The sequence below is a fragment of the Pseudoselenomonas ruminis genome, assembly GCF_008271295.1.
GTDB lineage: Bacteria > Bacillota > Negativicutes > Selenomonadales > Selenomonadaceae > Selenomonas_A > Selenomonas_A ruminis.
Genome location: NZ_VTOY01000008.1, coordinates 66,681 through 93,089 on the forward strand (window position 1 = coordinate 66,681; position 26,409 = coordinate 93,089).

Consider the following 26,409-nt stretch of genomic DNA (forward strand, 5'->3'; position numbering starts at 1 on the left):
GCGCACCTTCCTATCCAATGATACAGATAATGCCTTCTTCCCATGAAGAAGGCATTTCTTTACTTATTCAACTGCCGGTTCAAGAAGTCGCGGCCAAAGACCGTCAACGTGTAATAGAGCCCTATCAGGAAGGGAATGTATTCTGCGATAAGCCGCCAGCAAACCGCAATAATTCCCACAGTTCCCGCCGGAACCGTTTCGCTGAACAGATAGACAAAACCGCCTTCGGCCACGCCGGAACCACCGGGAGTCGGCGTAAAATAAAGCAGCATATTCAAAAAAATCATGCGCCCCATTACCGTATACCAATCGGCATCGGTCACGCCGAGACCTAAGAGCAGGCACGGCACAATGGCATAAATGCACAAGAGATTAAGGCCTGACTCCGCAAATACCAGCAGCATGCACTTCGGTGCTTTCGATAACAGGCTGATGGCACACTTGGTATCGCGATAAAAGGCAAATACCTTGCGGCGGCGCTGATTCTTCATGCGCTTCGTGGCTTTCATGACAACGTAATCAAGATACCCGCGGCGGGCACCGACGACAATCGCGATAATCACCACAAAGGCCGTCAGGGTAATTCCCATGAGCGTCGTGTTGGATACGCCCGGCAAAATTCCCTCGTCATGCAAAAAGATAAAGGGCATACAGAGAACCAGAAACAAAATCGACAACAGCGTCCGCACGATGACGAGCACCGTTGCCTTTCCGGTTGGCACGCCAGCATGGCGCAAAAACATCAGCTGTGCCACTGCCCCGCCAGTTGCTCCCGGCGTCAACAGTGCCAGAAAGTAATTGCCAAATACCACCTGTACTGCCTGATACAGGGTTATTTTCTCATTTGAAATTTTTACCATATGCATCAAGCGGCTGCCGTCAAAAAACATGCCAAGACTGACTGCCAGCACCGCCAATACAATCGACCACGGCTGAAACTTATCAAGATTTTGCAAGGTGTTGATATCAACCGTCGAATAAATGACGATACCAGAGATAACCAGCACCAGCAAAATCAGGAACACAAACCGCTTATAAAATTTATTCATGCAAACCGTCCCTTAGGATAGCTTCTCATCAAGCCAACGTTTCCTCGTGTGAAGCATACGCGCTGTGATTGTGGATGGATTCATAGTTCTCGCACTCGACCGAGAACCAGGCCAGCCCCTCTAGTCCGCGCATAGCCAGCACGGTATCGCGAAGAATATCTTCGACAAATTTCGGATTCTCATAAGCTGCTTCCGTGACAAACTTTTCATCTTCACGCTTGAGCAGCGGATAGATTGGCGAGGAGCCCTGCTTCTCCACGAGCTCTGCCAAATCTTCGATATAGATACACTCCACACCCTGCTGGAAACGAAGCTGAATGCGGGCCACCGAGCGCTGATTATGGGCACCGTACTGGGAAATTTCCTTGCTGCAAGGGCAAAGCGACGTAAAGGGAACATCAACTCCGAGCTGGAACTCCAACTCGCCGCCCCGCTCTTTCCGTCCTTTAAAACAGCAATCCAAATCCAATACCGATTTCCGGCCGCTGACCGGAGCTGTTTTTTCCACGAAATATTTAAAGTTAAGCTCCACCTCTGCCGACTGTGCATCGAGACGGTCCAATGCTTCCATCAGCATCTTGTCCATTTCCGGCTCTGCCAACGGCTTCTGGCTCCAGGGCATAAGAATCTCCAGGAACCGGCTCATATGCGTTCCCTTGTACTCACTAGGCAGCGCAACGGTGAAGCGTATGCGGGCCAGCACCTGCTGGAACCCGCCCTCTTTTGTTTTTATCAGGAATGGCAAATGCGCGTCCTTGATTCCGACACGCTGTATGGCAATCCCCCGGGCATCTTCCCGGTTTTGTACATCCTGCATATCCGCTTTCCTCACTGAACGAATTATCCGCGAATTGCTTTGATAGCCTCGCTGACATCACTGGCTCCATAAATAGCCGAACCGGCAACCAATACATTGGCACCAGCTTCACGAACCAGCTTGCTGGTCTCGGCGTTAATACCACCATCAACCTCGATGTCACAGGTAAAGCCCATATCCTGAATCGTGTGATAGAGCATATGAATCTTTTCAAGCTGTGACTCGATGAATTTCTGGCCGCCAAAGCCCGGGTTAACCGTCATGATGAGGACCATATCCACATCGGCAATCAATTCCTCAATCATAGCCAGCGAAGTTCCCGGATTGAGCGCGATACCTGCTTTGCATCCAGCTGCTTTAATCTGCTGGATGATGCGGTGATGATGTTTCGCCGCCTCGGCATGGAACGTAATGATATCGGCACCAGCCTCAGCAAAGGCCTCAATCTGCGTTTCCGGATGCTCCGTCATCAAATGGACATCAAACACAGCCTGGGACGTTTTGCGCAGGCTTTTGACAACCGGCGAACCCAGCGTGATATTCGGCACAAAGGTACCATCCATTACATCGATATGAATGTATTCCGCCCCAGCATCGGTGACTTTCTTTACTTCATCCGCCAAATGGGCAAAATCAGCCGACAGGATGGAGGGTGCTATCTTAATCATTTATATTCCTTCTTTCGCGCAATCTTTTGATTTTCTTTGATTTCTTCATAAATATTGACATATGCGTCATAGCGTTCTTTTGTGATGCAGCCAGCTTCTACGGCCTGCTTTATCGCACAGTCCGGCTCATGGGTATGACTGCAGGGCGCAAAGCGGCAAGCCGAAAGATACGGACGAAACTCCGGGAAATAACCAGGCAATTCCTGGATTTCAAGCTCCGTAAGTTCCATGGCACTAAACCCCGGTGTATCCACGATAAAGCCATCCCCATAGGAAAGCAATTCTGCTACGCGGGTGGTATGACGGCCGCGTTTGATTTTCTCACTGACGTGACCAGTCTGCAGCGCCAGGCTTTCGTCAATGCGGTTGAGCAGCGACGATTTGCCGACACCGGAAGGTCCGGCAAATACGGTCACCTCGCCGGAAAGGCACTGCCTAAGCGCCTCAATCCCTTCGTTTTCCTCGGCCGAGACGCGCAGTACCGGATACCCGATTGCTTCATAGTCCTTGAGGAAATCCGAAATGTCCCCCGCATAGAGGTCCTTTTTATTTACGCAGATGACAATCTTGGGAATCCCTGACCACTCGGCCAGCACCAGGAAACGGTTCAGGAGCAGCGGATGAAGGTCCGGCTGTGCGGCGGCAAACGTCAGCACAACTTGCGATATATTGGCAACCGCCGGACGTTTAAGCAAGCTGGTGCGCGGCAGCTGCTCCTCCACCACGCCGCTGCCGTCTGGCAGGCGATTGATGCGGACCAAATCTCCTGGCACTACACCAGCACTGCGCCGGGTCTTTTTGAATTTCCCGCGCAATTTGCAGGTGACCATTTCCGGGCCATCCTGTCCAGCTGCCAGCACATAGAAAAAGCTGTTATACGCCTTTATGACTCGACCTTCTTGCATGAACGCTCCTTTTCCTAACTCGTTATATTTCCTCAGCGGCTCTTGGAACCTTCACCGTTACGGGATACCGACGGATTGTCCTGTTCCTGTTTGCCGCTTTCCTTACCGGGATCTTTGCTGCCCGATTTCTTGGGTTCTGCTACGACCAGCGTAATGGTAGAACCAGCAGTAACCGAACTGCCGCCTGCCGGAGTCTGGCTGATTACCGTTCCGGCTGCCTTCGAGCTTTCCTCTTTCGTCACACTGACTTTAAAGCCAGCACTCGTCAACGCAGCCTTTGCGCCTTCCACTTGCAGATTCGTTACATCGGGCACAGTATTTTTAGTTTCTTTCTTGCCCTTGCTGACCGTGATGTCAACGCTCTGCCCTTTGGTAATCTTGCTGCCGGCTTTCGGGTCCGTAGCGATTACCGTTCCTGCCTCTTCCTCGGAATTGCGCTCATAGACAGAGCCGACCTTGAGGCCCATCTTCTTCAATTTGGCTTCGGCATCGGCTTTGGTGAGACCTTTGAGGTCTGGCATTTCCAGGCTCTCGCCGCCCTTGCTGACATGAATGGTGATGAGGCGCTCCTCTTTTACCTTGGCGCCGCCTTCCGGGTCCTGCGAGACAACGGTTCCTGCTGGAACACTGGCATCAAACGTCTCTACCACATTGACGCGCAGTTTCTTATCCTCGAGAATCTGACGTGCCAGGGTCATCTGCTTGCCCGTTACATCCGGCACAATGACTTCTTCGTTGCTCCAGAACTTGCCATAGCTCAGGAACGCGCCGACGAAAAAGCCCATGAACAGCACCAGGATAAGGCCCGCGATGAATTTCTTTGATTTGAACACCGAGCTTTCCTGTTCGGGCTCATCGTAACCGTAGCCGGACGGCATGCTGCGCATATCGCGGCGCGACGGCATCGGTGCCACCGGCTCCTCCATGCGGGGCAATACCTGCGTAGCAAACGGGTCTGGCTGGGCGGCTGCATAGCCCAGGCCGCTTCCTACCATCTGCTCTGCCTGCTGGATATCCCTCACGATTTCGGCAGCGTCCGGGCGCATTGCCGGGTCTTTGCTCATTGCCCGGGCAACGATTGCCTCGACGACCGGCGGAATTGACGGGTCAAGCTGACGGACCGGCACCGGCTCCTCCTGCAAATGTTTCATCGCGACGCTTACCGGAGTCTCACCAGTAAACGGCAGCGCCCCCGTGAGCATTTCATAAAGGACGACGCCCAGCGCATAAACATCCGACTTCGGCGTAATCATCGTGCCCTTTGCCTGCTCCGGCGAAAAGTAATGAACCGAGCCAACCACATTGCCGGTATACGTCATCGTCGATTCGGTAACGGCGCGGGCAATGCCAAAATCCGCCACCTTGGCGCTGCCATCCGGCATCATCAGGATATTATGCGGTTTGATGTCACAATGAACGAGGTTGTTGGCATGAGCATGCGCCAGCGCACTGGCAATCCCTTTGGCCACCGTCAAAGCCTCGGCCACGGATAAATGGCCTTCCTGTTTGATTTTATCCTTCAACGTCCGTCCCGGAACATATTCCATGACAATGTAATGCGCATCATCCATCACACCTACATCGTAGATATTGACGATATTCGGATGCGAAAGACGCGCAGCTGCCTGAGCTTCACGATTAAATTTATCAATAAATTCGGTATCGCTCTTGAATTGATCATGCAGGATTTTAACGGCTACCGGCCGGTTAAGGAGCAGATCTTTTGCCTTGTAGACGTCGGCCATACCGCCGCCGCCAATCTGCTCCTGCAGCTCGTAGCGCTGATCTAAGACACGCTGTATCATTCATGTTCCTCCTAGGTTAAGATATAGTATCGGAAATCTCTGCCCGTTAATTCTGCAGGGATAAGATTACCTTACGGGCAATCGGTGCGGCCTGGGTTCCGCCACTGCCGCCATTTTCTACGATGATGGCAAAAACGATGCGGCGGTTGCGAAGTTCTGCCGAACCGATAAACCAGGCATGGTCTTCGCCAGCGGCATTTTCCGCCGTACCGGTCTTGCCGGTTACGCGAACGCCGCTTACCTGTGCGGCCCGGCCCGTCCCCTTGGTGACGACATCCTCCATGAAGCTGTCAATCTTGGCAGCCATCGTTGGCGTCGTCGCCGTCAGCCATTTAGTCGGGCGGGTATCCTGAATCACGGTTCCGCCCGGTGTAATGACCTGCTGAACCAGATATGGTTTCATGATGACACCGCCATTGGCAAACGCGGCAGCCATCAACGCCATGTGCATCGGCGTGACCAGCAGGGTACTCTGGCCGATACCAGTCTGGGCCAGGTCGCCACTGCCTAATTTGCCAAACGCTGGCAGATGCGATCCTTCCATGAGGATTTCTCCGCCCAATCCCTTGTCGAATCCAAAGCGTTCGAAAGATTTCTTGAGCTTCTCATCGCCGAGGCGCATTCCCAAAGTACCGAACGTGACGTTGCAGGACTCGGTGAGCGCCTTGCGCAGATTCACTTTGCCGTGAACCTCGCCATGACTTTCCCGGATTGTTTCGCCAGCGCCGACATCCAACGTTCCCGAACAGTCGAAAACTTCCTGCTCATTGGTCACGCTTTCCGCGAGCGCCGCATCGGCAATCATCGGCTTAATCGTTGAGCCTGGCGGATACATGCCTTGAACTGCACGGTTCAGCAGCGCACCATCGGCCTGCTTGGAAAGCGCCTGCCAATTGGCCTCGATATCGTTCGGGTCATACGACGGCGAGCTGACCATGGCCAGCACGGCACCAGTTTCCGCATCGAGTACCACCACGGCGCCCTTGCGGCCATCAAGGCCATCAAATGCGGCCTGCTGCGCATCGGATTCAATGGTCAATTTGACATCGTTGCCCTGCTCCGACTGAAAGAGCTGGGAAGCCGGGCCCAGATGGCTCAAATCATCGGAAAGCCCTAAGAGCTCGCGATTAGCATGACCTTCCACGCCGGCACTACCGATTTTCTCCCCGTTGTATCCGGTTACCGCGGCCATGGATTCGCCCATGGGATAACTACGGCTGCCATCGGCCCGATTCTGTGCGAGAACCCGGCCCTTGGCATCGAGAATGGCGCCGCGGCGGATATCCGCCCGGGCTGCCGCTCCGCGCATGTTCAGGGGATTATTGGCCAGGCTGTCGGCCTCCCAGGTCGACAGATAGATAATATATGCGGTCAAAAGACCTGTCAGCACCAACAAAAACGATGCCGCCTGCAGGATTTGCCGCTTGATTTTCCAATCAGCCATGTTCCTGCTCCTTTGATAACGAAATTAAAAGTCCCAACAGTACAAAACTGGAAACCATCGAACTGCCGCCATAACTGATAAACGGCAGCGTGATACCTGTCAGTGGCAGGAACTTCGTAACACCAGCAATGATGATAAAGGCCTGCAGAAGCATCAGCGAGCAGCAGCCTGCCGCCAGCAGCACTTCCTTTTCCTTGCGGCAGGAAAGCGCCGTTTTGATGCCACGCCAGAAAAAGAGTACGTAGCAGGTCATCAGCATCATGGTTGCAATAAGGCCCATCTCCTCGGCAATGGCCGCAAAGATGAAGTCCGTATGAACCTCGGGAATAAAGCCCGGATGCCCATAGCCAAAACCTGTTCCCCAAATGCCGCCTGTGCCAAAGGCAAACAGCGACTGCACGACCTGATAAGCCATGCCATTGGGGTCCTGCCAGGGATTGAGCCAGATATCAAAGCGCACCCGCACATGGCCAAACGCGGCATAGCTGGCCGCTGCGGCCACGCCAATAAACGCCAGTGCCAAAAATACATACGATTTACTGCCGGTCGCCATATACGTCATGAGCACGGCCATGCCAAAGAACAACAAGGCCGAACCAAGGTCTTTCTCGACGACGAACATCAGGACCGCCATGCCCCAAATGCAAATGAGCGGAGCGATAAAGCGAAGCGGCGGCAGCTGCAGCAAAAAGATGCGATGCGCCGGAAGCGTCAGCACGCGCCGGTGGTCCGATAAATAAGCCGCCAGGAAAAATACAATCAGTATCTTGCCAAACTCAGACGGCTGAATCGATATCGGTCCCAAGACCAACCAGTTTTTGCTGCCGCCGATTTCCGTACCGAACAACAAAGGCAGCCCCAGCAGGAAAATGCAGGCCACGCCTAGCAAATACGGATAGCCAAGCATGCGCCGGATGCGCCCCCAAAACCGCAGTACCAGAATCATCACGATCATGGCCACGCAAAGCCATTGCAGCTGGCGAACCAAAAGCGCCGGTTTTAGCCGGGCGATTTCTACGATACCGACACTGCAAAGCGTCAGCACAATCGGAAACAGGAATGTATCCTCACGCCGCTTGATGATAACCGCCTGAATGAACAGCGCCAACAAAATCACCGCTGCCAGCCACGGCACATAATTGAGCGGTCCCTGCAGGACTTCTGCTGTCAGTTTGGAACCGCCCGGATTCATTTTCAAATAAAGCACGCTCATGCCGAAGAGGACGATGCCCAGCGGAGCTGCCATTAATCCCCAGTTCTTCATGAATTGTACACCACCACGATTACAGTTACATTATCATTGCCGCCAGCATTTAGTGCCCGCGTCACCAATTCTTTAGCGGGATCCATTGGAGCTGCTTCGATAACCTGACGGATTTCATCATCCTCTACAAGTTTCATCAACCCATCGGTAGCCAGTATCAGAATGTCCTGTGGCTGCAGCGAAAAATGACCGGAATCCACCGTAAGGTTCTGCTCAACGCCTACGGCCCGCGTCAGGAAATTGCGCTTAGGATGCACCTTGGCCTCGGCCTCGGTTATCGTTCCCTCGGCTACCAACTCCTCAACATACGAGTGGTCTCTGGTCACCTGCTTCATTTCCCCGTTCCGCAGCAGATAAAGCCGGCTGTCACCAACATGTGCCCAGCACGCTTCATCACCTTCAATGTGCATGACGGTAGCGGTAGTTCCCATCCCCTTATAATCGGGATGATCCTTCTCACTATCAAGGATTGCCTGATTGCCAGCCAGAATTGCCTCGCACAACGCATCCTCCCCGATTGCTGCTGTACCGGTCAGTTTCCGCCGTACACTGTCGACCAGCATGCGGCTGGCTACCTCGCCTGCCACATGCCCCCCCATGCCATCGGCAACGACATAAGTTGCCGGTTCAAATACATCCGCACTGTCTTCGTTGCCTTTTCTTACGAGTCCAACGTCGGTAGCTTCATATACCTGAATCATCTGCTCACCTCTCGAATCTCAGTGCGACCATGCCGATGCGGACTATATCCCCCGACTTAATGTAGGCTCTGCCTTGTAGCACCTGATCATTCACATACGTATGGTTCACGCTGCCAAGGTCTTCAATGACATACTGGCTGCCATGCTGATAGATGACGGCGTGATGGTGGGATACAAATCCCTCCGGAATCATAATATCATTGTCTTCGCCACGGCCGATGGAAATCTGCTCGCTGAACGCAAACCGGCGTCCGGCAAGATTCTCCTCACTGGCATCCACCACCGAAATCACAGCCTCATTCTGGCTGGTTTCCGGGCGGCGCTGCCGGATGGATTCCTTCCGCACCTCGCGAAACATTCTCTTCGTAAGCTTCAGGGCAAACCACAGCAGCCAGAGCAGCATACCATACTCCAGCACCACGCGGACGCCCTTCAAAATAACCGCCATAGTTGGCAAATCATATCACCTCGTAAACTAAAACCGTTGAGCCTATCTGAATCTCATCGCCCGGCACCAGACAATAGGTATCAATCCGTTTGCCATTGACATACGTGCCATTCGTGCTTTGTGCATCGTGCAGGATATGACGATGGTCTTCATACGTTATCCACGCATGAAGGCGCGAAGCATTTACATCCGTCAGGATGAACTCATTCTTATCCCGGCGCCCGATGTAAATCTGCTTTTCGCCAAACTCCAGATACGCATCCGTATCGGCCCCCTCGATTACGGTGAGGGAAACCACTTTATGCTCGGTGGGCAGATTGAGCGGCGTCGACGCCGACAGTCCCGGCCGTTCGAGCACGATGGTCTGGGATGACGCTTCGTTGGTACTTGCCACTGTCTCTTCTTCATAGCGCGACGTCAAGGCATACGTCCCCTTGATTCTGTCCGCCTCTTTCTGGCAGCTGACACGGAGTTTCCCCTCCATACGGTAATTCTGCAAAATGACCTGCTTTTCCACAGCCGCATAGAGTTCATCGACAACCCGCTGCGCACAGAAACGCTGATAATCATCTTCTGCCAGCGTAAAGACATACCGGTTCGGTACCAGATGCATCGCTTTGCCACGGCCCTGACGGCCGATTTCTTTTTCCAGGCCCTTCATAAGCTCTGCCAGCTCCAAATCACTGCTGAAGCGTTTATTGAAAAATCCCTCGATGTGTCCTTCGAGGAAAGATTCCAGCTTACCAATTCCCATGAAATAAGACTCCTTTATTTTCGCCTTTTTCCTTCTGTCCATTATAGCAGAAAGCTACTATAATGCCTAGGTTTCATTTTCTGGCGCTCAGTCTTTCAGGTGCTTGTTGCGAAGCTGGCCGCAGGCGGCCTGAATGTCCACGCCCATCTCACGGCGGACCGTGACATTTACATGATGGTCCATAAGATACTTCTCAAACCAGTCAATGCGTGCCTTCGACGGACGCATGAGATTGCGTTCCACCACGGGATTGATGGGGATGAGGTTGACACTTGCGAGCTGTCCCTTCATCAGCGCCGTAAGCTCGCGTGCCTGTTCTTCGCCATCATTCAAGTGGTCGATTAAAATGTACTCATAGGTCACGCGGCGCTTCGTCTTATCCGCGTAATTTTTAGCCGCCGCAATGACATCTACCAGCGGATACTTGCGGTTAATCGGCATAAGCTGCGAGCGAAGCTCCTGATTGGGAGCATGCAGGGACACCGAAAGGGAGATTGGCATCCCCTCTTCAGCCAGACGGAGCATGTTCGGAACTATGCCCGAAGTAGACAACGTGATGTTGCGATACCCCATTCCGAGCGTGTAATCTTCATGAATGAGCCGCAGGAAAGCAATCACGTTATCATAATTCATCAGCGGTTCTCCCGAGCCCATGATAACCATCGTATCCACTTTGGCACCGGCTTCCTCCTCGCGGAGCATATCTTCGATGGTAACCGCCTGCGCGAGGATTTCGCCCTTGGAAAGGTCCCTGGCCATGCCATGAAGCGTTGACGCACAAAAGGCACAGCCCATATTGCAGCCGGCCTGGGTTGAAACACAGATACTATTTCCATAGGGCTGGCGCATGAGCACGGTTTCCACGGCCGTTCCATCCGCGTATTCGAGCAGGAACTTGGTCGTATGACCATCCTGCGAATCCAGCCGATCCTTGATCTTCGGCCTGCCGATGACAAGGTCTGCCGAAAGCGTCTCCCGCAGCTGTTTGGACAAGTTGGTCATGGCCGCAAAGTCGCGGGCGCCGCGCTGGTACATCCACTGGGCAATCTGTTTCGCCCGGAACTTCTGCACCTTATAAGGCGCCAGTGCCGCCTGCAGCTCATCAAGCGTCATGCCAAATATATCAATCATTCTCTCATTTCCTCCGCATTCTCGCAATGAAGAACCCATCGGTTCCATCCACCTGAGGATAGAGCTGAATCATCTGCTCATCCCGCTTTTTCCCCGGCAGGAATGCACCCGTTTTTTCCAGCGTAAATTCCGGATTCTCCGCTAAAAACGCCTTGACGACTTCCTGATTCTCCTGCGGCTCAATCGTACAAGTGCTGTATACGAGCACGCCTCCTGCCTTGACGGCTTTGGCTGCACTGGTAAGTATTTCCAATTGCAGTGCCGGAAGGGCATCGATTTCCTCAGCCGTCTTATTCCAACGGGCATCGGGTTTACGGCGCAGGACACCAAGTCCGGAACACGGTGCATCGACCAGCACGCGGTCGGCCATCGCCAAGTATTCCTCTCCGACTTCACGGGCATCGAGCAAATCCGTCTCGATAATCGCAAGGCCAAGGCGCTGGGCATTTTCTTCAATGCGCGCCAATTTGTGTTCATAGATATCTCCAGCAACAATGCGGCCCTTATCCTGCATCAGTGCCGCCATGTGCGTAGTCTTGCCGCCCGGCGCACTGCAGCAGTCGATGATGAACTCACCAGGCTGCGGATCCACGACATGGGCTACGAGCATCGAGCTTTCATCCTGAACCTGGCAGAGCCCCTGCTGCAGTGGCAGCAAATTGTCAAGGGCCCCGTGTTTTTCAATGATAACACCCTCCGGCGTCCAGTCCGACTCTCTGGCTTCGCAGCCAGCATCAGCTAGAGCCTTCAGCAGCTCCTTACGGCTGGTCTTTCGCGTATTCGTCCGCACCGAAAGCGGTGCCTCACCGTTGTTGAACAGGCACAAATCCTTTGCCCCATGAAAGCCGAATTCCTTGACCCAGCGTTTTACCAGCCAGAAAGGATGCATGCTCTGCAGAGCCAATTCCTCCACACCATGACCCTTGCCGCTTGGGAATTGTGCCTTGTCCGGCTCGCGCACTGCTGTGCGGAGCACGGCATTGACAAACTTCGACGTGCCGATGTTGCTGTATTTTTTTGCCAGCTCTACCGCCGTATTGCAGGCAGCCGAAGCCGGCACCTTATCGAGATAAAAAATCTGATACAGTCCAAGGCGCAAAATATCACGGACCATCGGCTCAATTTTCTTCAAAGGGCGGGTCACATAGCGGCGCAGAATCCAATCCAGTGTATCGCCGGCCTTTACGGCACCATAGACCAGTTCCGTCACAAAGCGGCGGTCCATATCCGATAGATCCGTCCGGCGAAACTCTCGTGCCAATGCCACATTGGCATAAGCTCCCTTCTCATGTACCTCATGTAAAATTCTGACCGCGGTATCACGCGCTTTATCCATAAAATCCTCCTCTGCGGATTCAGCTCTCATTCGTTTTAGCCGGAAGTATAATCTTCTCCAGCTGGGCTTTTACCTCATCGATGTCCACATGCGTGTTATAACACGGCCCATTGGGACGAATGTTTAAAACGCCCACGGCAGGCAGCGGGTAAACATCCTGGATTCCGCTCATGAGGTCGCGCTCACAGGCAATGGCCAGCACGGCTTTTGGCCGCGTCTTATAAACAATTTGCCGGGCCAAAGTCCCACCCGTAGCGACAAAAAAGTGAAAGCCCATTTCCTCGGAAAGGGTCACGAGGACCCCGATGTCACAACCGCCACAGCGTTTGCAATTCTTCGGGTCACGCGTAATCTTATGCGGGCAGGTTGCCAACTGCAGGCAATGCGGCGTCACGACCAGCAGGCGGTCTGCCGGCACGCGGATTCCCATGCGCGTAAACATCCGGTTGCTCGTGGCGATAAAAGAGCCCTCCAGCCGGCGCTTGCTGATGCCAAACAATTTAGCCAGCCGCACCGACACGGGAAACAGCAGATTAACCAATTCATACGTCTGCCGCTGCAAAAGTGGCAAATACGGCCAATCGGCCACAGCCAGTCCCATATTCATTATTCCCAGCAGCGAAATTGCCACACTGACGGCAAAGATGCCGCCGACAATCGTCGGCAGCACCTCAGCGATGTTGGCAAGCCCCGGACTGGCAATATACCAAATTCCGTAGAGTACGGCTGCCGCCAGCACCGCCGCCAGCGACAACATGCCAAGAAACAACCGTTTCTTCGGCCGTCCCGGAATCACGATTTTCTTTTTTACCTGTTTGGATTGATCTGTCATTGTCTACCTCCAACAAATCTCACCCGAAAATAGTTCCTGCTTCCCCTCATCGAAAAAATCCCGTTAAGCAAAGGCAGCCGGCAGGCTGATGCCATGTCCATTAAGATAATCGGATGCCTTCATTTTCTTCTTACCTGGCGCCTGAAGCTCCGTAATCTGCAAGAGCTCATCGGCAGCAGCCACCCAAAGGCCCTCTTTCTTGTCGGCCTTGACGATGGTTCCCGGCGCAGCTGAAGCCGGCTGACCGGTCCGCTTCGTCAGCCAGATTTTGTATTTTTTGCCATCCATTTCCGTAAATGCGCCTGGCCAGGAATTTAACCCACGGACGAGATTGTGAATCTCCTGGGCTGATTTTGACCAGTCAATATGACCGGTTTCCTTCGTAAGCATGGGCGCATAGTTTGACTCCCCAGTCTGCGGCGTCCGCTTAAGCGTGCCCTTCGAAAGCTCTTCGAGCGTATCCATCAGCACGCCTGCCCCCATCGCCATGAGGCTGTCATGAACTTCTTCGAGCGTCATATTCGGCCCAATCGGAAGTTCTTTTTTTAGCAGCATGTCGCCCGTATCGAGCCCTGCATCCATGAACATCGTCGTCACACCGGTTTTCTCCTCGCCATTGATGACGCACCACTGCATGGGTGCCGCTCCGCGATAGCGCGGCAAAAGCGACGCATGGACATTGATGCAGCCGTACTCTGGAATATCCAAAATGCGCTGGGACAAAATCTGACCAAAGGCAACGACGACCATCAAGTCTGGCTTGAGTTCCTCAAGCTTTGCCGTAAACTCCTCCGTCTTGATTTTTTCTGGCTGATACACGTCCAAGCCATGTTCTACCGCCCAGGCCTTTACCGGGGACGGCATGAGTTTCTGCCCGCGGCCGCGCGGTTTATCCGGCTGCGTGATAACGCCGATGACTTCGCAGTCCTTATGCAATGCCTCAAGACACGGCACGGCAAACTCCGGCGTGCCCATGAATATTACGCGAAACTTCTTCAAGCCTGACTCCCCCTATGAATGCTCTGTGCGATGTCGATAAAGAGCTGGCCTTCCAAATGGTCAAGCTCGTGCTGAATGCAGCGGGCCAGCAGACCCGTTGCCGTTACGCGCTGCTTTTTGCCACGGCGGTTCAGGAACTCCACTTTGACTTTCGCCGCCCGCTCTACTTCGCCATAAATGTCGGGAACCGACAGGCACCCTTCCGTATCGGTCTCCGTCCCCTCACGGAACGTGATGACCGGATTGATGAGCTCAAGCAGACCATGTTCGTCCTGGCAATCGATGACGACCAGGCGGATTGCCTTGCCAATCTGCGGGGCCGCAATGCCAACGCCATTACTTTCATACATGGTTTCTGCCATATCATCCATGAGCTTTTTCAGCTGCTTGTCGATTTTTTCAACCGGCGCGCAGACCTCTTTTAATACCGGATCGCCTGCCTTTTTAATATCCAATAAAGCCATATAGGTACTCCTTTAATTCTTTCGTATACGATAACATTTCTTATTTCTTTAACGCTGCCGCCCCAGTGGCAATGCCAAGAACTGTCTCGCCTGCTTTCTTCAGCGAGTTCAGCGGCAAATACTCAAAGCGGCCATGGAAGTTGGCACCACCCGTGAAGATATTCGGGCACGGCAGTCCCATGAAGGAAAGGCGGGCACCATCCGTGCCGCCGCGAATCGGCTGCACATCCGGCGTAACCCCAGCAGCTTCCATTGCCTGTTTGGCTAGCTCCACGACATACATATTGCCATCCTCGATTTTTTCCAGCATGTTGTAATAAACATCATGCGGCGTAACCGTAACGGTGCCTTCGCCGTATTTCTTATTGAAAAAGTCCGCCATTGACTCGAGGTAAGCCTTGCGCTGTTCGAACTTCTGCCGGCTGTGGTCGCGGACCAGCATATTCATCGTGCACTTCTCGACGCCACCAGCAATCTTATAGACATGGAAGAATCCCTCATGACCTTCCGTATACTCCGGTTTATCCCCGGCCGGCAGCAGCTGCTGCCACTCGGCAGCCAGCGTAATGGCATTGATCATCTTGCCCTTGGCATCGCCCGTATGGACACTGCGTCCCTGGAAGGTGATGACCGGATTGGCCGCATTGAAATTTTCATACTCAAGGCCGCCCAGTTCGCCGCCATCGATGGTATAGGCAAAGTCTGCGCCAAACTTTTCCACATCAAAGAGGTCCGCACTTCGTCCCGTCTCTTCATCGGGCGTAAAGCCTACGCGAATCTTGCCGTGTTTGATTTCCGGATGGTTTACCAGATATTCCATGGCACTGACGATAGCCGTTACGCCGGCTTTATCATCAGCCCCCAAAAGCGTCGTGCCATCGGTAAACATAATGTCCTGTCCCTTGTATTTGAGGACCTCGGGGAAATCCTTCACCTTAAATACGATGGGGCCATTTTCATTCAGAACGATGTCTTTGCCATCATACTCCTTGACAATCTGCGGCTTAATCGGACCGCCCGCAGCATCCGGGCTCGTATCGACATGCGCGATAAAGCCAACTACCGGCGCATCGTCGGCACCATTGGCCGGCAGCGTCGCCATAACATAGCCATGATTATCCAAATCTACTTCCGTAAGGCCAATAGCCTTCAATTCTTCGGCGAGATGTTTCGACAAAACCATCTGTCCCGGCGTACTCGGGCAGGCTTTATCATTTTCCTCATCAGACTGCGTATCAAAGCTGATGTAGTCCTTAAACCGTTTTACCATTACATCCATATCTAATTCCATGGATAAACACCTCGATTGATCTTTTATTCATACATCCCTATATTATAACATTCTCCCCTGGAAATGTCATCCGGCCAAGCGACCTACGTTCCGAAGGGAAAAAGCCTCAGCCTCCCGCCGCCTGAACCAAAGCACAAAAATAACCGCCGAGTATCTGCCCGGGCGGTCATTTCTGAAACTCCCTTTATTCTTCGATAGTAATGCCATTTTCCATTGCTATTTTACGGATAGCATCCCGCGAAAGTTCCGTAGCAGCTTGAATCACATCAAGGGATATCTTCAACTTCAACATTCCAACAGCGGTCCTTGTCACGCCTTTTTCGATTCCTTCTTTGATCCCTTCTTTGCGCTCCTCCATCATCTTCATAGCTAAAGTCATATAACTCACCCTCTCGCTTTCGATTTTCTTGACATCACGGATTTCCTGTTCGATTTCCTGAACAAAAGCATCATCGCTAATTTTTCCATCAACATAATCCAAAAAGAATCGTACATCTTCTGGCACATCATCTGCCGTCCCCTTGGTGTTTAGAAAAATCTTCGTCGCACCATCGCCCAACGACAATGTCTTATCCTGCTCACAGTAGTTATTGAAGGTATAAATGTGCCTGTCCTGGCCGAATGCATCAAAGGGACAAATGAAGATAATGATACATGGATTGAGCGTATCGTAATCCGCCCCCATAGCCAAGAGGTCAGCATCTATCATGGACTGATAGTATCGCGTACGCTTGAAAAGACCGTTCCCCTCGGGCTGGCGCACCTGCATCTCGATGTCGTAGACCGTGTTCTTATCATCCTCAACATAGACATCCAACCGCACACCCTTGCTTTCATAGCGTGCCTTCATCGTCTTCTCTTCATCTATATACTTGATGTCACGAATCGGTATCTGCAAGAGTTTTCTCAAGCATCTTCTTGCATATCCGTTTACGGCTCATGATGAGCTTAAACATATAATCATCCTGAATGGTAAGGTCTTCCCATGGTTTGATTCTATACATGCCATCATCACCTCTACCTAAATTGTAACCGAGCTACCTTGGCATTTCAAGAATTTTATGCTGCTCCTTCCATCAGCTTTATCATCAATACTTCATCAAGTCAGATTAGCCATCGACCGCATAATCAAATCCACATCACTGCTTTCCAGTTCCTGAATAATATGCAGGTATGTCTTTTGTGTCGTAGTCATACTGGCATGTCCCAACCTTCTTGCCACGCTGGCTATTGATACCCCGGCAAACAACAACAACGACGCATGCGTATGCCGCAAACCATGAACAGAGATTACTGGCAGTTCCAACTTCTTGCAGTACCGCTCCAACAATCCGTTGACCGTAGAATTATAGACTGCTGCATACCGTTCACCTTTTTGTACAAAAATAGGCTCATCCGCTGGCAAGTCCTTCGTCAGTGCCGAAAACTGCATCACCATCTGCCAGTCAATCTGTATCTTACGTACAGAAGATTTATTCTTAGTCGGCATAAAGCCCCCGTCTCCCTTGTAATTCCAAGTCTTATTGATGGACAGCATCTGATGGGCAAAATCAAAATCCTTAGGGGTAAGTGCCAAGGCTTCTGAAAACCGCATCCCGGTCTTGGCTACCAATAAAATAAACCAATCCCAATTCACCACCTTATCCAAATGCAGATTTTTCAGCAAAGTATGCAGTTCGAACTGATTCAGATACTTAATTTTCTTATCCGCCGGCGACTTTCCCTTGATGATGACTTTTCTGGTGGGGTCACGGGTAATCAGTCCTTCATCCACTGCATCGAGGATTGCACCTTTTAACTGATGATGAAAATCCATCACGGTCTGACGTTCATGCTCTTTGGCATAATCATTGATAAGCTGCTGATAACTTATGCGTGTCACTCCACCTAAAGTCATATCCGGAGCCAATTTTTTCGTCCACGCCAGCGTCACATAATACTTAGCCAGCGTCACCTCCCGTATTGCCCCTTCCTTATAGACCCGAATCCATTGCTCGTAATAAGAAACGAACAAATCCTGTGGTGTAAATTCATTCAGCATAACAAACCTCCTGATTCCATCATGCTGATGAAAGGATACAGCCCCTATTTATTTCTTTGGTTCCAAAATTTCTTGACCACCAGAGAGAACAAACTTACGCAACATTACATCTGCCAATCTGTTTATCTCCTTTAACTTTACCTCCCTACCAATAGCACTGGCAAAATATCGTCCTGCCTGTTCTGTGACAATACTGTCCTTTAATGCTGAAAAACGTCCATAATTATCAATATTTGCTTCCGTAACTTCCGTTTCCAAAAAGCCCAATAGCATTTTTTCATCACATCCCAGATAAGAAACAATCTTCTCCACCTGTGATTTTTGTGTGCTTACCGCATAATGGGCAATATAGTCCTGCAATGTCCAGCCTTCTCTTATCTCTGCATCGCCGCTTTTTACATCGCCCAGGAAGAGATTCGCCAGCTTCTGGTCAGCCTGAGACAGGAATGCAAAGGATTTATGGAGTTCTGCCAAGGTTTGCTCCTGCACTTCGTCCGGCACATTCGGGTCATGCAACTGTTTCATCCATTTCACAAACCGGGAATTCATGTAATTGTAGTCGATAATTCCGGTTTCCTGCTCACTGAGGTACGGGTCAATATCAAACGTTACTTCTTCTGGCTCGCCTTCGCCGTCCGTTGGCTTGCGCAATTCCTTGTAACGCTGTGCCAAAATCTCATACTGTTCTCTGCTGACTTCCACATGGATAACATTATTCACACGATCATCCAGAGGATCCACATCCTCATATTCTGTCTGTTTCCAGTTAAAGCCCTGTATCTGTGCAGCTTGATAGTAATTGGAAAACTCCCGAAACAACTTGGCAAATTTGCCTTTTGCAGCATTGTCTTCCGGCAGCCTGTCCATATCCGGAATTCCTGCTTTGACAAACAATTCCTTCATCTCTCGGTAACGGTCATTCATATGCAGGATATTGTCCGCCAGATGGTCAACGAACAATCCTCTCGGACGGTCGCCAGAATACAGCTTCACCGCATCTTCGATATTACGATGCATGGTATGGGGCATACGATAATAATAAATCTGCCCAAATGGCTTCTCATTGATGTTGAACAGGCGATTGGTACGGGATATAGCCTGAATCAGGTTCTGATAAACCAGAACCTTGTCCAAATACAGGCGGTTTACCCACTTGGAATCAAAGCCTGTCAACATCTGATTGACCACAATCAGCAAATCCAGCCGATTTTCTTCATTGATATGCTTATAAGGAACCTTATGCGCCAAGCGGGAGGCCACATCTTTTTTATAATTGGCGTAGGATGCAATGTCGAAGTTCATCCCGAACATCTCATTATAATCCTCCAACATCTCCTTTAGGCCATCTTCCTTTTCGATGGACTTGCCCTTATTGTCTATGGTCGGGTCAAAAAGCCCGGCAATATGCAGATGCGGAGCCCTTTCCTTGAATTTTCGGTAATACCGCATAGCTTCAGGAATACTGCTTGTGGCGAATATGCCATGAAATTTGCCGTTACGGCTGGTCGTTAGCCAATCCTCCAGCATATGTTCTACTACTTTATACTGGTATTTATCTTCTTCATACTGTGCTTTAGGAATGTAATCCTCAATGCCTTTGTGATAATTGCCATCTTCCCCCATAGTCCCTGCCATGGAAACTTCCTGCGGATTCATGAATTTGTAATAGACCTTCGATTTCTTTGCATCCGCCACGGCCTCCTCTACGCTATTTGCCTTAGCCTCCAGCAAGGCTACCTGCTGACGCAAATCCTTATCCTTGTATACTTTGACCATTACAGGGTCAAAGCCCAGAACATTCTTGTCCCGAATGCCATCGACAATAGTATACCGATGCAATTCATCACCGAAAATATCCGTGGTAGTGCTGTTTACCTTTTCATTCTCCTCAAATACCGGCGTCCCTGTAAAGCCAAAGAACAATGCATGGGGAAATACTTCCTTGGCCGTATTCATCATTTCACCAAAGGTAGAACGATGGCACTCATCCACGATAAAGACCAGCCGCAAAGCGTTTATTTTCTCAATCTCCCGGCTACGTTTAGCCAGAATCTCACTATCTTCCCTGAGCGTCCCCATCTTTTGCAGAGAAGATACAATCAAGGAATCATTGGGATTATCACTGGCCAGTTTCGTAATCAAAGTCATGGTATCTTCTGTGTCCTGCACCTCTATACTATCCCCGGCAAAAGCCTTGTATAAGCGCAAGGACTGTGTGCTAAGTTCAATACGGTCAAGCAAAAACACCACTTTATCCGCAAAACCGCAATCCACGATAAGCTGTGCAGATTTGAAAGAAGTCATGGTCTTGCCAGAGCCGGTAGTATGCCAGATATGTCCGCCTCGCTGGTTAGGCTGCTCCCAATCGTGCCCCTGGACACGGTTCAATATCTTCTGCGTAGCATATTGCTGATAACTGCGCATCACCTTCAAAATCCCATCCATGGTGTCAGCAATAGTATAAAAGCCAATCAACTGATGTGCCTCAGGAATGGAAATAAGCTGGCTGGCTATCTTTTGCCAGTCATTCACCGGCTCATTGTTGAAATCTGCCCAATGGAAATAAAAATCAGGATTGAAGTTGTCCTCCGTGCCAGGATTGGCAAAATAAAGCGTCTCCCTTGGATTCATAGCTACAAAAATCTGCACCAGTGAAAGAATCCCGGAAAATATTCCTTCGTGATAATATTTCTTTATCTGATTACATGCTTCCGTAACTGGAACACCAGAGCGTTTCAGTTCAATGTGAAACAAGGGCATACCGTTAATTAGCAGCAGCAAATCCCCGCGTCTGTCCTGTAAAATCTTATCCCGCCGCGCAATCTTCGGCTGACGAGCAATCTGGTAGCGCGTCTGTCCAGCGGCAATTTCCAACGGATCGTAAATTTTCAGGCTCACATCCTTGCCATAATGGAGCTTGTCATCTGGATTCGTCCGCCGTATCTGGATATACTTGCCATTGATGAATTGATTGAGTTCCAGCGGTGTCTTCCCCTTCAGCTGGTCAAGAATCTGTTTCATTTCATCAGCAGTCAAAGGGAAATTATTCAGACGGTTGATATCCCGGTTATTCCCCAGCAGGATGTCTGCCCAATTCTGCAACAATTCCTGTTCCGTAGGATACTCCAGCACCTCATCCCCCCAGCCATGACGCTGCAACGCAACGATAAGGGCATCTTCAAATTCTTTTTCACTTGCAAATTCCATCACAAAAACATCTCCTAATTCATATTTTTTCGTTGCACTAAACTCCCACTCATGAAGGGTGATAAGGTTGTCGAGGTTCTTGAAATGCTGTCCTATTTTTGCCTGTTCCTGTACGTCAGCTGGATAACTAACAGTAAAATCCGCCAACACATTGGCATTGATAGCAGGATAGCTTGTTCCAGTACACCTTTCCATTACATTATTAACAAAATCATCACGTTGAAGCATGGTCAGCAAGAGATAACTGTCACCATGTGGACGAAGCTGAGCATAACCTGTAGAGAATACGTAGCTTTCTTCAGCTCCTTCGAACAAGCAGTTATTCTTCTGATATGGTCTGACAGTTTGATAAAATACATCGCCTGCCTTAGCTAACCGCTGTGCTCTGGAAGGAGCAGATTCCTTTGATTCTGTTCTGTGGGCAATGATTTCCGTTCCAACTACTGATTCTAAGTCTACATACTCAAACTCTTCTGGCAGCACCGATTTTGGGTTAACTTCGGCTACATCCCCCAACTTCCGCTGTTCCCAAGTATAATTGAAGTCATGACATATCACATAATTCCACTTACGCTCATGAAGGGCGATAAGGTTGTCGAGGTTCTTTATTGTAGCTCCAATTTTATTCTGTTCATCATAAGATGGAAGTGGAATATCTATATTCAGAAACTCACCATTACGAATATGTACCTGAGTGGAGCCATTCTTTTCAGCTGATATTATTTTCCTATAATCAGAGCTGTTAGAATAAGCAATCAAAAAGTCTTCATCAAAATCATTTTTAAGCACAATACTATATACACCCTGCGGCATAAGAAACTCTTCCGAATTACCATAAATACGTACAATTCTGCCCATGTTCGGTGCTGTTGGAACCAAGTCTCTTAATGACGTTACTAACTCACCAGTTGATGTCTTGCTTGATATATTTTTGTTATAGAAGGCTTCAGATACACATTTACAACCAGACATATCAGCAACGCCTGTGCCATTAACTGCCCCTTTAGGAATAGTTCTGTATCCTTCTTCAACATAATCATCAGGAGTAATTGAAGCCCCACCGGTCAATTTATCAATTATATCTCCAAGCTTCCGCTGTTCCCAAGAAAAAGGATTTAATTTTTACAAATATTTCATTATTTAAATGTTATCTTCCATCCAATTCGGTCAAAATCATCTAACGCTTATATTCAGAATACGTAATTCTTACCATTTGCTATAAATGGCAACATGGTAACACATAAACCGCTACCAATGCTGCCATTTAATTCACACAAACATGTTATTTAACATGGATAACTTTATTTTTTTTAGCTTCTTCACCTTACGCTCATGAAGGGTGATAAGGTTGTCAATGTTGGAGAAAAACGAGCCAATCCTATCCCTTTCTTCTCTATAAGGAACTAGAACATCTTGTTCATCTAAATCTTTTTTATTAAGATTACCTATGGCCCCATTCCCACCTGCCACAAAAACTTTTATAAAATTTGTATACCAAGCCGAACTCATAGAAGCATTGACAAATTCAGGTTCATCAGATGATGCTATTAGCATGAATCCTCCATGAACCGTTGAGTCTACTTCAATTCCTCTAACTACTGTATGTTTACCAACCAATCTATTGGACCCATTAGCTGATGTAATTAGAATATCTCCATTCTTTGTATATGGTATATTCACTGCATTTGCATTTACAAACACATCATCTTCATGAACCTCAAAAAGTTCTTCATTTATGTTGGATGAGCGAAGAACTCTTACGCCTTCTTTACTAATATCAGTTGGCTTATATGTCAGTCCTCTCCTAATTTCAGCAATATCACTAAACTTCCGCTGTTCCCAATCGTCAGTGTAGCCTGCAAATCTAATTTCCGGCTTTTTCTGTCCATTTGCAGGAAACATTTTTATAAGCATTGATTTTTTTATGTTTTTTAGTTTTTTCACCTTACGCTCATGAAGGGTGATAAGGTTGTCGAGGTTGGAAAAGTAAGAACCTATCTGCTTCTGCTCATCAAAGGATGCTGGCAAAATCATGTCAGTATCTTGAAGCACTCCTTTTGAAATCGAAGTCACTTTAATTCCTTGCATGAGAGGTATCAACTGAGCATGATAAGCATTGGAATTCATGTAGTACCCCAAGAACTTAGACGCAAATGCCCGTTTGGGTCTGCATGGAATCGTATGCAAGCCAGATATGAGCTTCTTTCCTTCAGCCCCGACTATCTCTGTGCATTTACCAACAGTTTCATCTTCGGCAGTATCAGCAATTACAACATCTCCATTCTGCAAGTAAGAATTGCTGAATTTATTAGCTAAAGCCGTGTTAGAAATATACGGTAGTTGCTCAGTTGACACATCAACATAATCTCCGAATTTTACCAACACATCTCCGTAATGAACATTTTGAATCTCACCGCCATCATAATTCAGTTCTGCTCGCGATAGCGTATTATTTTGCAATCCGTCAAAGACATTATGAAACTTCCGCTGTTCCCAATCATCCGTGAATCCTTTGAATCTTAATTTTGGTTTTCTCTCACTCATCAGGATTCACCTCGCAGCAATTTTTGCAGTTCCTGCACGCCTGCCATATCGGCCTCATCGCCTGTAATATCGGCCAACAGGGAAGATATATCCGCTTCTACATCTGCTATTTCGCTGTCAATAGCCTCATAAGTATCTGCATATTTTTCGTGCATGGCTGACAGACATTTTTGCAGGTAATCAATCATATTCGCTGGCAAAGATAGCAGGCTATCATAAATGGGGTTTATCCATTTGACTTGCAGCAAATCCTTCATTTCCTCATCAGTAAGAGCCTCGATTACCTGCTTGGTTTCTTCATGCAAGCGAAGCTCTTCCTCCTTGATAGCAGCTTTGAGTTGCTTTTCCTCTTTTGTCAGGGCATCAACCTTTTTTAGTTTCTGAACCAATTCCTTTTGTTCTTCGTCCCCAGCCAGTGATTTCAGCATAGCAGGAATATTTTTCAGCACAAAGGCATCGTTATCATCCGTCAGGGCATCGCTGATGGTTTCTTTGTCATCCTCACTCAATTCCTCGAAAATGTCATTCTGCAAGGAAGGAATATCCGCCAGTCTCTGCTTTTTGCTTTCTATGGATGCCAGTTCTTCCGGCAGCATTTCCTGCTGTACCAGTTCAAAGGGCAGGATATGACCTTTCCAGCCGTCCTGCACTTCCTGTTCACGGCCACGTACTTTTTTGATGACCATATTGGCATCAACCTGACGCACTGCCTCCCAGCCTTCGGCCTGAATGATTTCCAAATCCCCGGACAAGTCAACAAAACCCTCATGGAAAATCTCATAAGCCTCATATTTGTCAATCAGTGGGATATTCTCATACCTTGCCAACAAGGCACGATTTTCCTCTTCCTGTGTTTTAGCAATGGATAGCTGTGTGGCATTTTCAATCAGCGCACTACGCATTATATCCTTGAAGTCCGCCAGACTCCCCTCATATTTTTGCAGGAAGTTCTGCACATCCCCATTTTGCCGAATAGCAGTCTTTATATCCTTTACCTTCAGATTTGCATACTGTCCATCACTATCCAGTATATCTGCTTTCAACGTAGGGAACACCTGCCAGAACTTATTCAGGCTTGCCAGTTCTGTTTCAGGAATCCCACCAAACATCAGGGCATAAGTATCCCAGTTTTCCGCTTCTTCCGAGGAATCCACATAGCGGGGAATGTTCAGATTGTAATCGTTGTCACGAATTTCCTGACGAGTGACACGACGGGAGAATTTGGCAATATCCAGCCGCCCGATAACCGCATCCACAATGCGACGAATGTCCGAAGCCCTCAGTCTATTATTCTTGCCTTCTTTGATAAATCCCTTGGAAGCATCCACAATCAGCACCTCATCATTTTCACGTTGCTGACGCAGAACCATGATAATCGTAGGAATCCCCGTGCCATAAAAGATGTTGGCGGGCAAACCGATAATTGCATCAATGTGATTTTCCTCTATGAGGTTGCGGCGAATTTTCCCTTCCTCACCGCCACGGAACAGCACCCCATGCGGCAGAACAATGGTCATCATGCCATTGGGCTTCAAATGGTAGAGGTCATGCAATAAGAATGCGTAGTCAGCCTTTGCCTTGGGGGCCAGACCAAAGCGGGCATAGCGCGGGTCTAGTTCCTTATTTTTAGAATCCCAACGCTGGGAATATGGCGGGTTGCTGACCACCGCATCCACATAAAGCGGCTGTCCGGTTCCATCAGCATCCTGAGGCCAGTCTTCCTCCAGCGTATCTGCATTGCGGGTTACGATATTGGCAGGCTTAATCCCCCGCATAACCAAATTCATGCGAGTCAGATTATAGGTATTCGCCTTCAGTTCCTGGGCATAGTATCGGATTTTGTCATGACTGCCTGTGTATTTCTCAATGGCATGGCCGATATTGATAAGCAGGGAACCTGAGCCGCTCGTGGGGTCATAGATTTTGATTCCCTGCTGATTGTTCTGCAAATGGCTGGCAATGATCTCCGACATCAAAAGTGACACTTCGTGCGGCGTGTAGAATTCCCCCGCCTTCTTGCCAGCATTAGCGGCAAATTTTTCAATCAGATATTCATAGATGAACCCCAGCACGTCATAATCCTGCCGCCCATCCATAGGAATCTCATTGATAAGATGGATGAGGTCACGCACTGCCTTAGTCTGGGACTGCGTGTTGTCGCCCAACTTTCCCAGCCCTGTTTCCAGTGTCTTGAAGATATCCTTGAACACATCTGCATGCGTCGGTGACATAAGCCGGGTAAAGGAAGACAGTGCCGTGCTGACATTATCCACCGTGAAATCCGTCTTCATGCCAATCCATGTAGAAAACAAATCTTTATAGGAAATAAAATATCCCATATTAGACTGAATATAAGACAACTCTTCTTTTTTATCCTCATTGACGTCATTTCTAATATCTTCAGCAGTATAGCCCTCAGATTCCAGCCACTGTTCTTCCTTGTCCGACAAATATTTATAGAAAATAAAGCCTAAAATATAATCCTTATATTCATTCGCCTCAATTTTTGACCGCATACGGTTGGCGGATTCCCATATCTTGTTGGCTAACTGCTGTTTATTCATGAACCTGCTCTCCCTATATGATTAATTGCTAAAACTAATCTTAAATTTCAGATAAGGTAAAGTATATCACAAAAGCAGGCGAATCTCTAGGATTCGCCAACAGTTCACAGGCGGAAAGTCCAGTCTCCGTAGGTTCTATAAAAAA

Annotated in this window: 20 protein-coding genes and 2 pseudogenes; all 22 read right to left on the reverse strand. The window is 49.3% G+C overall.

The genetic code is table 11. From position 1 onward, the window contains the following. Window positions 1-59 precede the first annotated feature (59 nt). Window positions 60-1,049 carry a lysylphosphatidylglycerol synthase transmembrane domain-containing protein gene (locus FZ040_RS09815; RefSeq protein WP_149171812.1) on the reverse strand — a complete coding sequence of 330 codons (990 nt, stop codon included), beginning with the start codon at window positions 1,047-1,049 and terminating at the stop codon, window positions 60-62. A gap of 28 nt (window positions 1,050-1,077) precedes the next feature. Then, complete coding sequence (gene folE2 / locus FZ040_RS09820) at window positions 1,078-1,866, reverse strand: GTP cyclohydrolase FolE2 (RefSeq protein WP_149171813.1); 789 nt, start codon at window positions 1,864-1,866, stop codon at window positions 1,078-1,080. A gap of 23 nt (window positions 1,867-1,889) precedes the next feature. Next, complete coding sequence (gene rpe, locus FZ040_RS09825) at window positions 1,890-2,534, reverse strand: ribulose-phosphate 3-epimerase (RefSeq protein ID WP_149171814.1); 645 nt, start codon at window positions 2,532-2,534, stop codon at window positions 1,890-1,892. Then, a complete protein-coding gene (gene rsgA / locus FZ040_RS09830; protein ID WP_149171815.1) occupies window positions 2,531-3,439 on the reverse strand; it encodes a ribosome small subunit-dependent GTPase A in 909 nt (302 codons plus the stop codon). The genes rpe and rsgA overlap by 4 nt, the downstream gene beginning before the upstream one ends. Window positions 3,440-3,471: 32 nt before the next feature. Beyond that, window positions 3,472-5,244, reverse strand: a complete 1,773-nt coding sequence (gene pknB / locus FZ040_RS09835) for a Stk1 family PASTA domain-containing Ser/Thr kinase (protein WP_149171816.1) — start codon at window positions 5,242-5,244, stop codon at window positions 3,472-3,474. A gap of 46 nt (window positions 5,245-5,290) precedes the next feature. Beyond that, window positions 5,291-6,688: a peptidoglycan D,D-transpeptidase FtsI family protein gene (locus tag FZ040_RS09840; RefSeq protein ID WP_149171817.1), complete on the reverse strand. Its 1,398-nt coding sequence runs from the start codon at window positions 6,686-6,688 to the stop codon at window positions 5,291-5,293. Then, the gene (locus FZ040_RS09845; RefSeq protein ID WP_149171818.1) at window positions 6,681-7,952 is read right to left on the reverse strand and encodes an FtsW/RodA/SpoVE family cell cycle protein; all 1,272 of its coding nucleotides are present in this window, start codon (window positions 7,950-7,952) and stop codon (window positions 6,681-6,683) included. Before FZ040_RS09845 ends, FZ040_RS09840 begins: the two co-directional genes overlap by 8 nt. Continuing rightward, window positions 7,949-8,653: a Stp1/IreP family PP2C-type Ser/Thr phosphatase gene (locus FZ040_RS09850; RefSeq protein WP_149171819.1), complete on the reverse strand. Its 705-nt coding sequence runs from the start codon at window positions 8,651-8,653 to the stop codon at window positions 7,949-7,951. The genes FZ040_RS09845 and FZ040_RS09850 overlap by 4 nt, the downstream gene beginning before the upstream one ends. 4 nt (window positions 8,654-8,657) lie before the next feature. Further along, window positions 8,658-9,101: an FHA domain-containing protein gene (locus FZ040_RS09855; RefSeq protein WP_149171850.1), complete on the reverse strand. Its 444-nt coding sequence runs from the start codon at window positions 9,099-9,101 to the stop codon at window positions 8,658-8,660. 10 nt (window positions 9,102-9,111) lie between these two features. Next, window positions 9,112-9,855: an FhaA domain-containing protein gene (locus FZ040_RS09860; protein ID WP_149171820.1), complete on the reverse strand. Its 744-nt coding sequence runs from the start codon at window positions 9,853-9,855 to the stop codon at window positions 9,112-9,114. Between the two features lie 87 nt (window positions 9,856-9,942). Continuing rightward, entirely contained in the window at window positions 9,943-10,986 is a 1,044-nt protein-coding gene (gene rlmN / locus FZ040_RS09865; protein ID WP_149171821.1) for a dual-specificity RNA methyltransferase RlmN, read from the reverse strand. Between the two features lie 4 nt (window positions 10,987-10,990). After that, entirely contained in the window at window positions 10,991-12,322 is a 1,332-nt protein-coding gene (gene rsmB, locus FZ040_RS09870) for a 16S rRNA (cytosine(967)-C(5))-methyltransferase RsmB (protein ID WP_149171822.1), read from the reverse strand. 19 nt (window positions 12,323-12,341) lie between these two features. After that, the gene (locus FZ040_RS09875; protein ID WP_149171823.1) at window positions 12,342-13,154 is read right to left on the reverse strand and encodes a DUF116 domain-containing protein; all 813 of its coding nucleotides are present in this window, start codon (window positions 13,152-13,154) and stop codon (window positions 12,342-12,344) included. 63 nt (window positions 13,155-13,217) lie between these two features. Continuing rightward, window positions 13,218-14,153 (reverse strand): methionyl-tRNA formyltransferase, encoded by a 936-nt coding sequence (gene fmt / locus FZ040_RS09880; protein ID WP_149171824.1) that lies wholly within the window; start codon window positions 14,151-14,153, stop codon window positions 13,218-13,220. Continuing rightward, window positions 14,150-14,617, reverse strand: a complete 468-nt coding sequence (gene def / locus FZ040_RS09885) for a peptide deformylase (RefSeq protein ID WP_149171825.1) — start codon at window positions 14,615-14,617, stop codon at window positions 14,150-14,152. Before def ends, fmt begins: the two co-directional genes overlap by 4 nt. 40 nt (window positions 14,618-14,657) lie before the next feature. After that, window positions 14,658-15,908: a peptidase T gene (gene pepT, locus FZ040_RS09890; protein WP_149171826.1), complete on the reverse strand. Its 1,251-nt coding sequence runs from the start codon at window positions 15,906-15,908 to the stop codon at window positions 14,658-14,660. A gap of 184 nt (window positions 15,909-16,092) precedes the next feature. Beyond that, window positions 16,093-16,912, reverse strand: a pseudogene (locus FZ040_RS09895) (Rpn family recombination-promoting nuclease/putative transposase). A 95-nt stretch (window positions 16,913-17,007) separates the two neighbouring features. Then, the gene (locus FZ040_RS09900; RefSeq protein ID WP_149171827.1) at window positions 17,008-17,949 is read right to left on the reverse strand and encodes a site-specific integrase; all 942 of its coding nucleotides are present in this window, start codon (window positions 17,947-17,949) and stop codon (window positions 17,008-17,010) included. Window positions 17,950-17,997: 48 nt separating this feature from the next. Next, window positions 17,998-21,156 carry a type I restriction endonuclease subunit R, EcoR124 family gene (locus tag FZ040_RS09905; protein ID WP_255448839.1) on the reverse strand — a complete coding sequence of 1,053 codons (3,159 nt, stop codon included), beginning with the start codon at window positions 21,154-21,156 and terminating at the stop codon, window positions 17,998-18,000. Between the two features lie 60 nt (window positions 21,157-21,216). Further along, window positions 21,217-22,251 (reverse strand): annotated as a pseudogene (locus tag FZ040_RS14250) (restriction endonuclease subunit S); the annotation flags it as partial. 174 nt (window positions 22,252-22,425) lie between these two features. Continuing rightward, on the reverse strand, window positions 22,426-23,700 hold the full coding sequence (locus tag FZ040_RS09910; RefSeq protein ID WP_149171829.1) for a restriction endonuclease subunit S: 1,275 nt from the start codon (window positions 23,698-23,700) through the stop codon (window positions 22,426-22,428). Beyond that, entirely contained in the window at window positions 23,700-26,264 is a 2,565-nt protein-coding gene (locus FZ040_RS09915; RefSeq protein ID WP_149171830.1) for a type I restriction-modification system subunit M, read from the reverse strand. The genes FZ040_RS09910 and FZ040_RS09915 overlap by 1 nt, the downstream gene beginning before the upstream one ends. Window positions 26,265-26,409: the final 145 nt, after the last annotated feature.

Coding starts and splice junctions, on each gene's coding strand:
- FZ040_RS09815 (WP_149171812.1), bottom strand. CDS start 1,049: ATGAATAAATTTTATAAGCGGTTTGTGTTCCTGATTTTGCTGGTGCTG.
- folE2 (WP_149171813.1), bottom strand. CDS start 1,866: ATGCAGGATGTACAAAACCGGGAAGATGCCCGGGGGATTGCCATACAG.
- rpe (WP_149171814.1), bottom strand. CDS start 2,534: ATGATTAAGATAGCACCCTCCATCCTGTCGGCTGATTTTGCCCATTTG.
- rsgA (WP_149171815.1), bottom strand. CDS start 3,439: ATGCAAGAAGGTCGAGTCATAAAGGCGTATAACAGCTTTTTCTATGTG.
- pknB (WP_149171816.1), bottom strand. CDS start 5,244: ATGATACAGCGTGTCTTAGATCAGCGCTACGAGCTGCAGGAGCAGATT.
- FZ040_RS09840 (WP_149171817.1), bottom strand. CDS start 6,688: ATGGCTGATTGGAAAATCAAGCGGCAAATCCTGCAGGCGGCATCGTTT.
- FZ040_RS09845 (WP_149171818.1), bottom strand. CDS start 7,952: ATGAAGAACTGGGGATTAATGGCAGCTCCGCTGGGCATCGTCCTCTTC.
- FZ040_RS09850 (WP_149171819.1), bottom strand. CDS start 8,653: ATGATTCAGGTATATGAAGCTACCGACGTTGGACTCGTAAGAAAAGGC.
- FZ040_RS09855 (WP_149171850.1), bottom strand. CDS start 9,101: ATGGCGGTTATTTTGAAGGGCGTCCGCGTGGTGCTGGAGTATGGTATG.
- FZ040_RS09860 (WP_149171820.1), bottom strand. CDS start 9,855: ATGGGAATTGGTAAGCTGGAATCTTTCCTCGAAGGACACATCGAGGGA.
- rlmN (WP_149171821.1), bottom strand. CDS start 10,986: ATGATTGATATATTTGGCATGACGCTTGATGAGCTGCAGGCGGCACTG.
- rsmB (WP_149171822.1), bottom strand. CDS start 12,322: ATGGATAAAGCGCGTGATACCGCGGTCAGAATTTTACATGAGGTACAT.
- FZ040_RS09875 (WP_149171823.1), bottom strand. CDS start 13,154: ATGACAGATCAATCCAAACAGGTAAAAAAGAAAATCGTGATTCCGGGA.
- def (WP_149171825.1), bottom strand. CDS start 14,617: ATGGCTTTATTGGATATTAAAAAGGCAGGCGATCCGGTATTAAAAGAG.
- pepT (WP_149171826.1), bottom strand. CDS start 15,908: ATGGAATTAGATATGGATGTAATGGTAAAACGGTTTAAGGACTACATC.
- FZ040_RS09900 (WP_149171827.1), bottom strand. CDS start 17,949: ATGCTGAATGAATTTACACCACAGGATTTGTTCGTTTCTTATTACGAG.
- FZ040_RS09905 (WP_255448839.1), bottom strand. CDS start 21,156: ATGGAATTTGCAAGTGAAAAAGAATTTGAAGATGCCCTTATCGTTGCG.
- FZ040_RS09910 (WP_149171829.1), bottom strand. CDS start 23,700: ATGAGTGAGAGAAAACCAAAATTAAGATTCAAAGGATTCACGGATGAT.
- FZ040_RS09915 (WP_149171830.1), bottom strand. CDS start 26,264: ATGAATAAACAGCAGTTAGCCAACAAGATATGGGAATCCGCCAACCGT.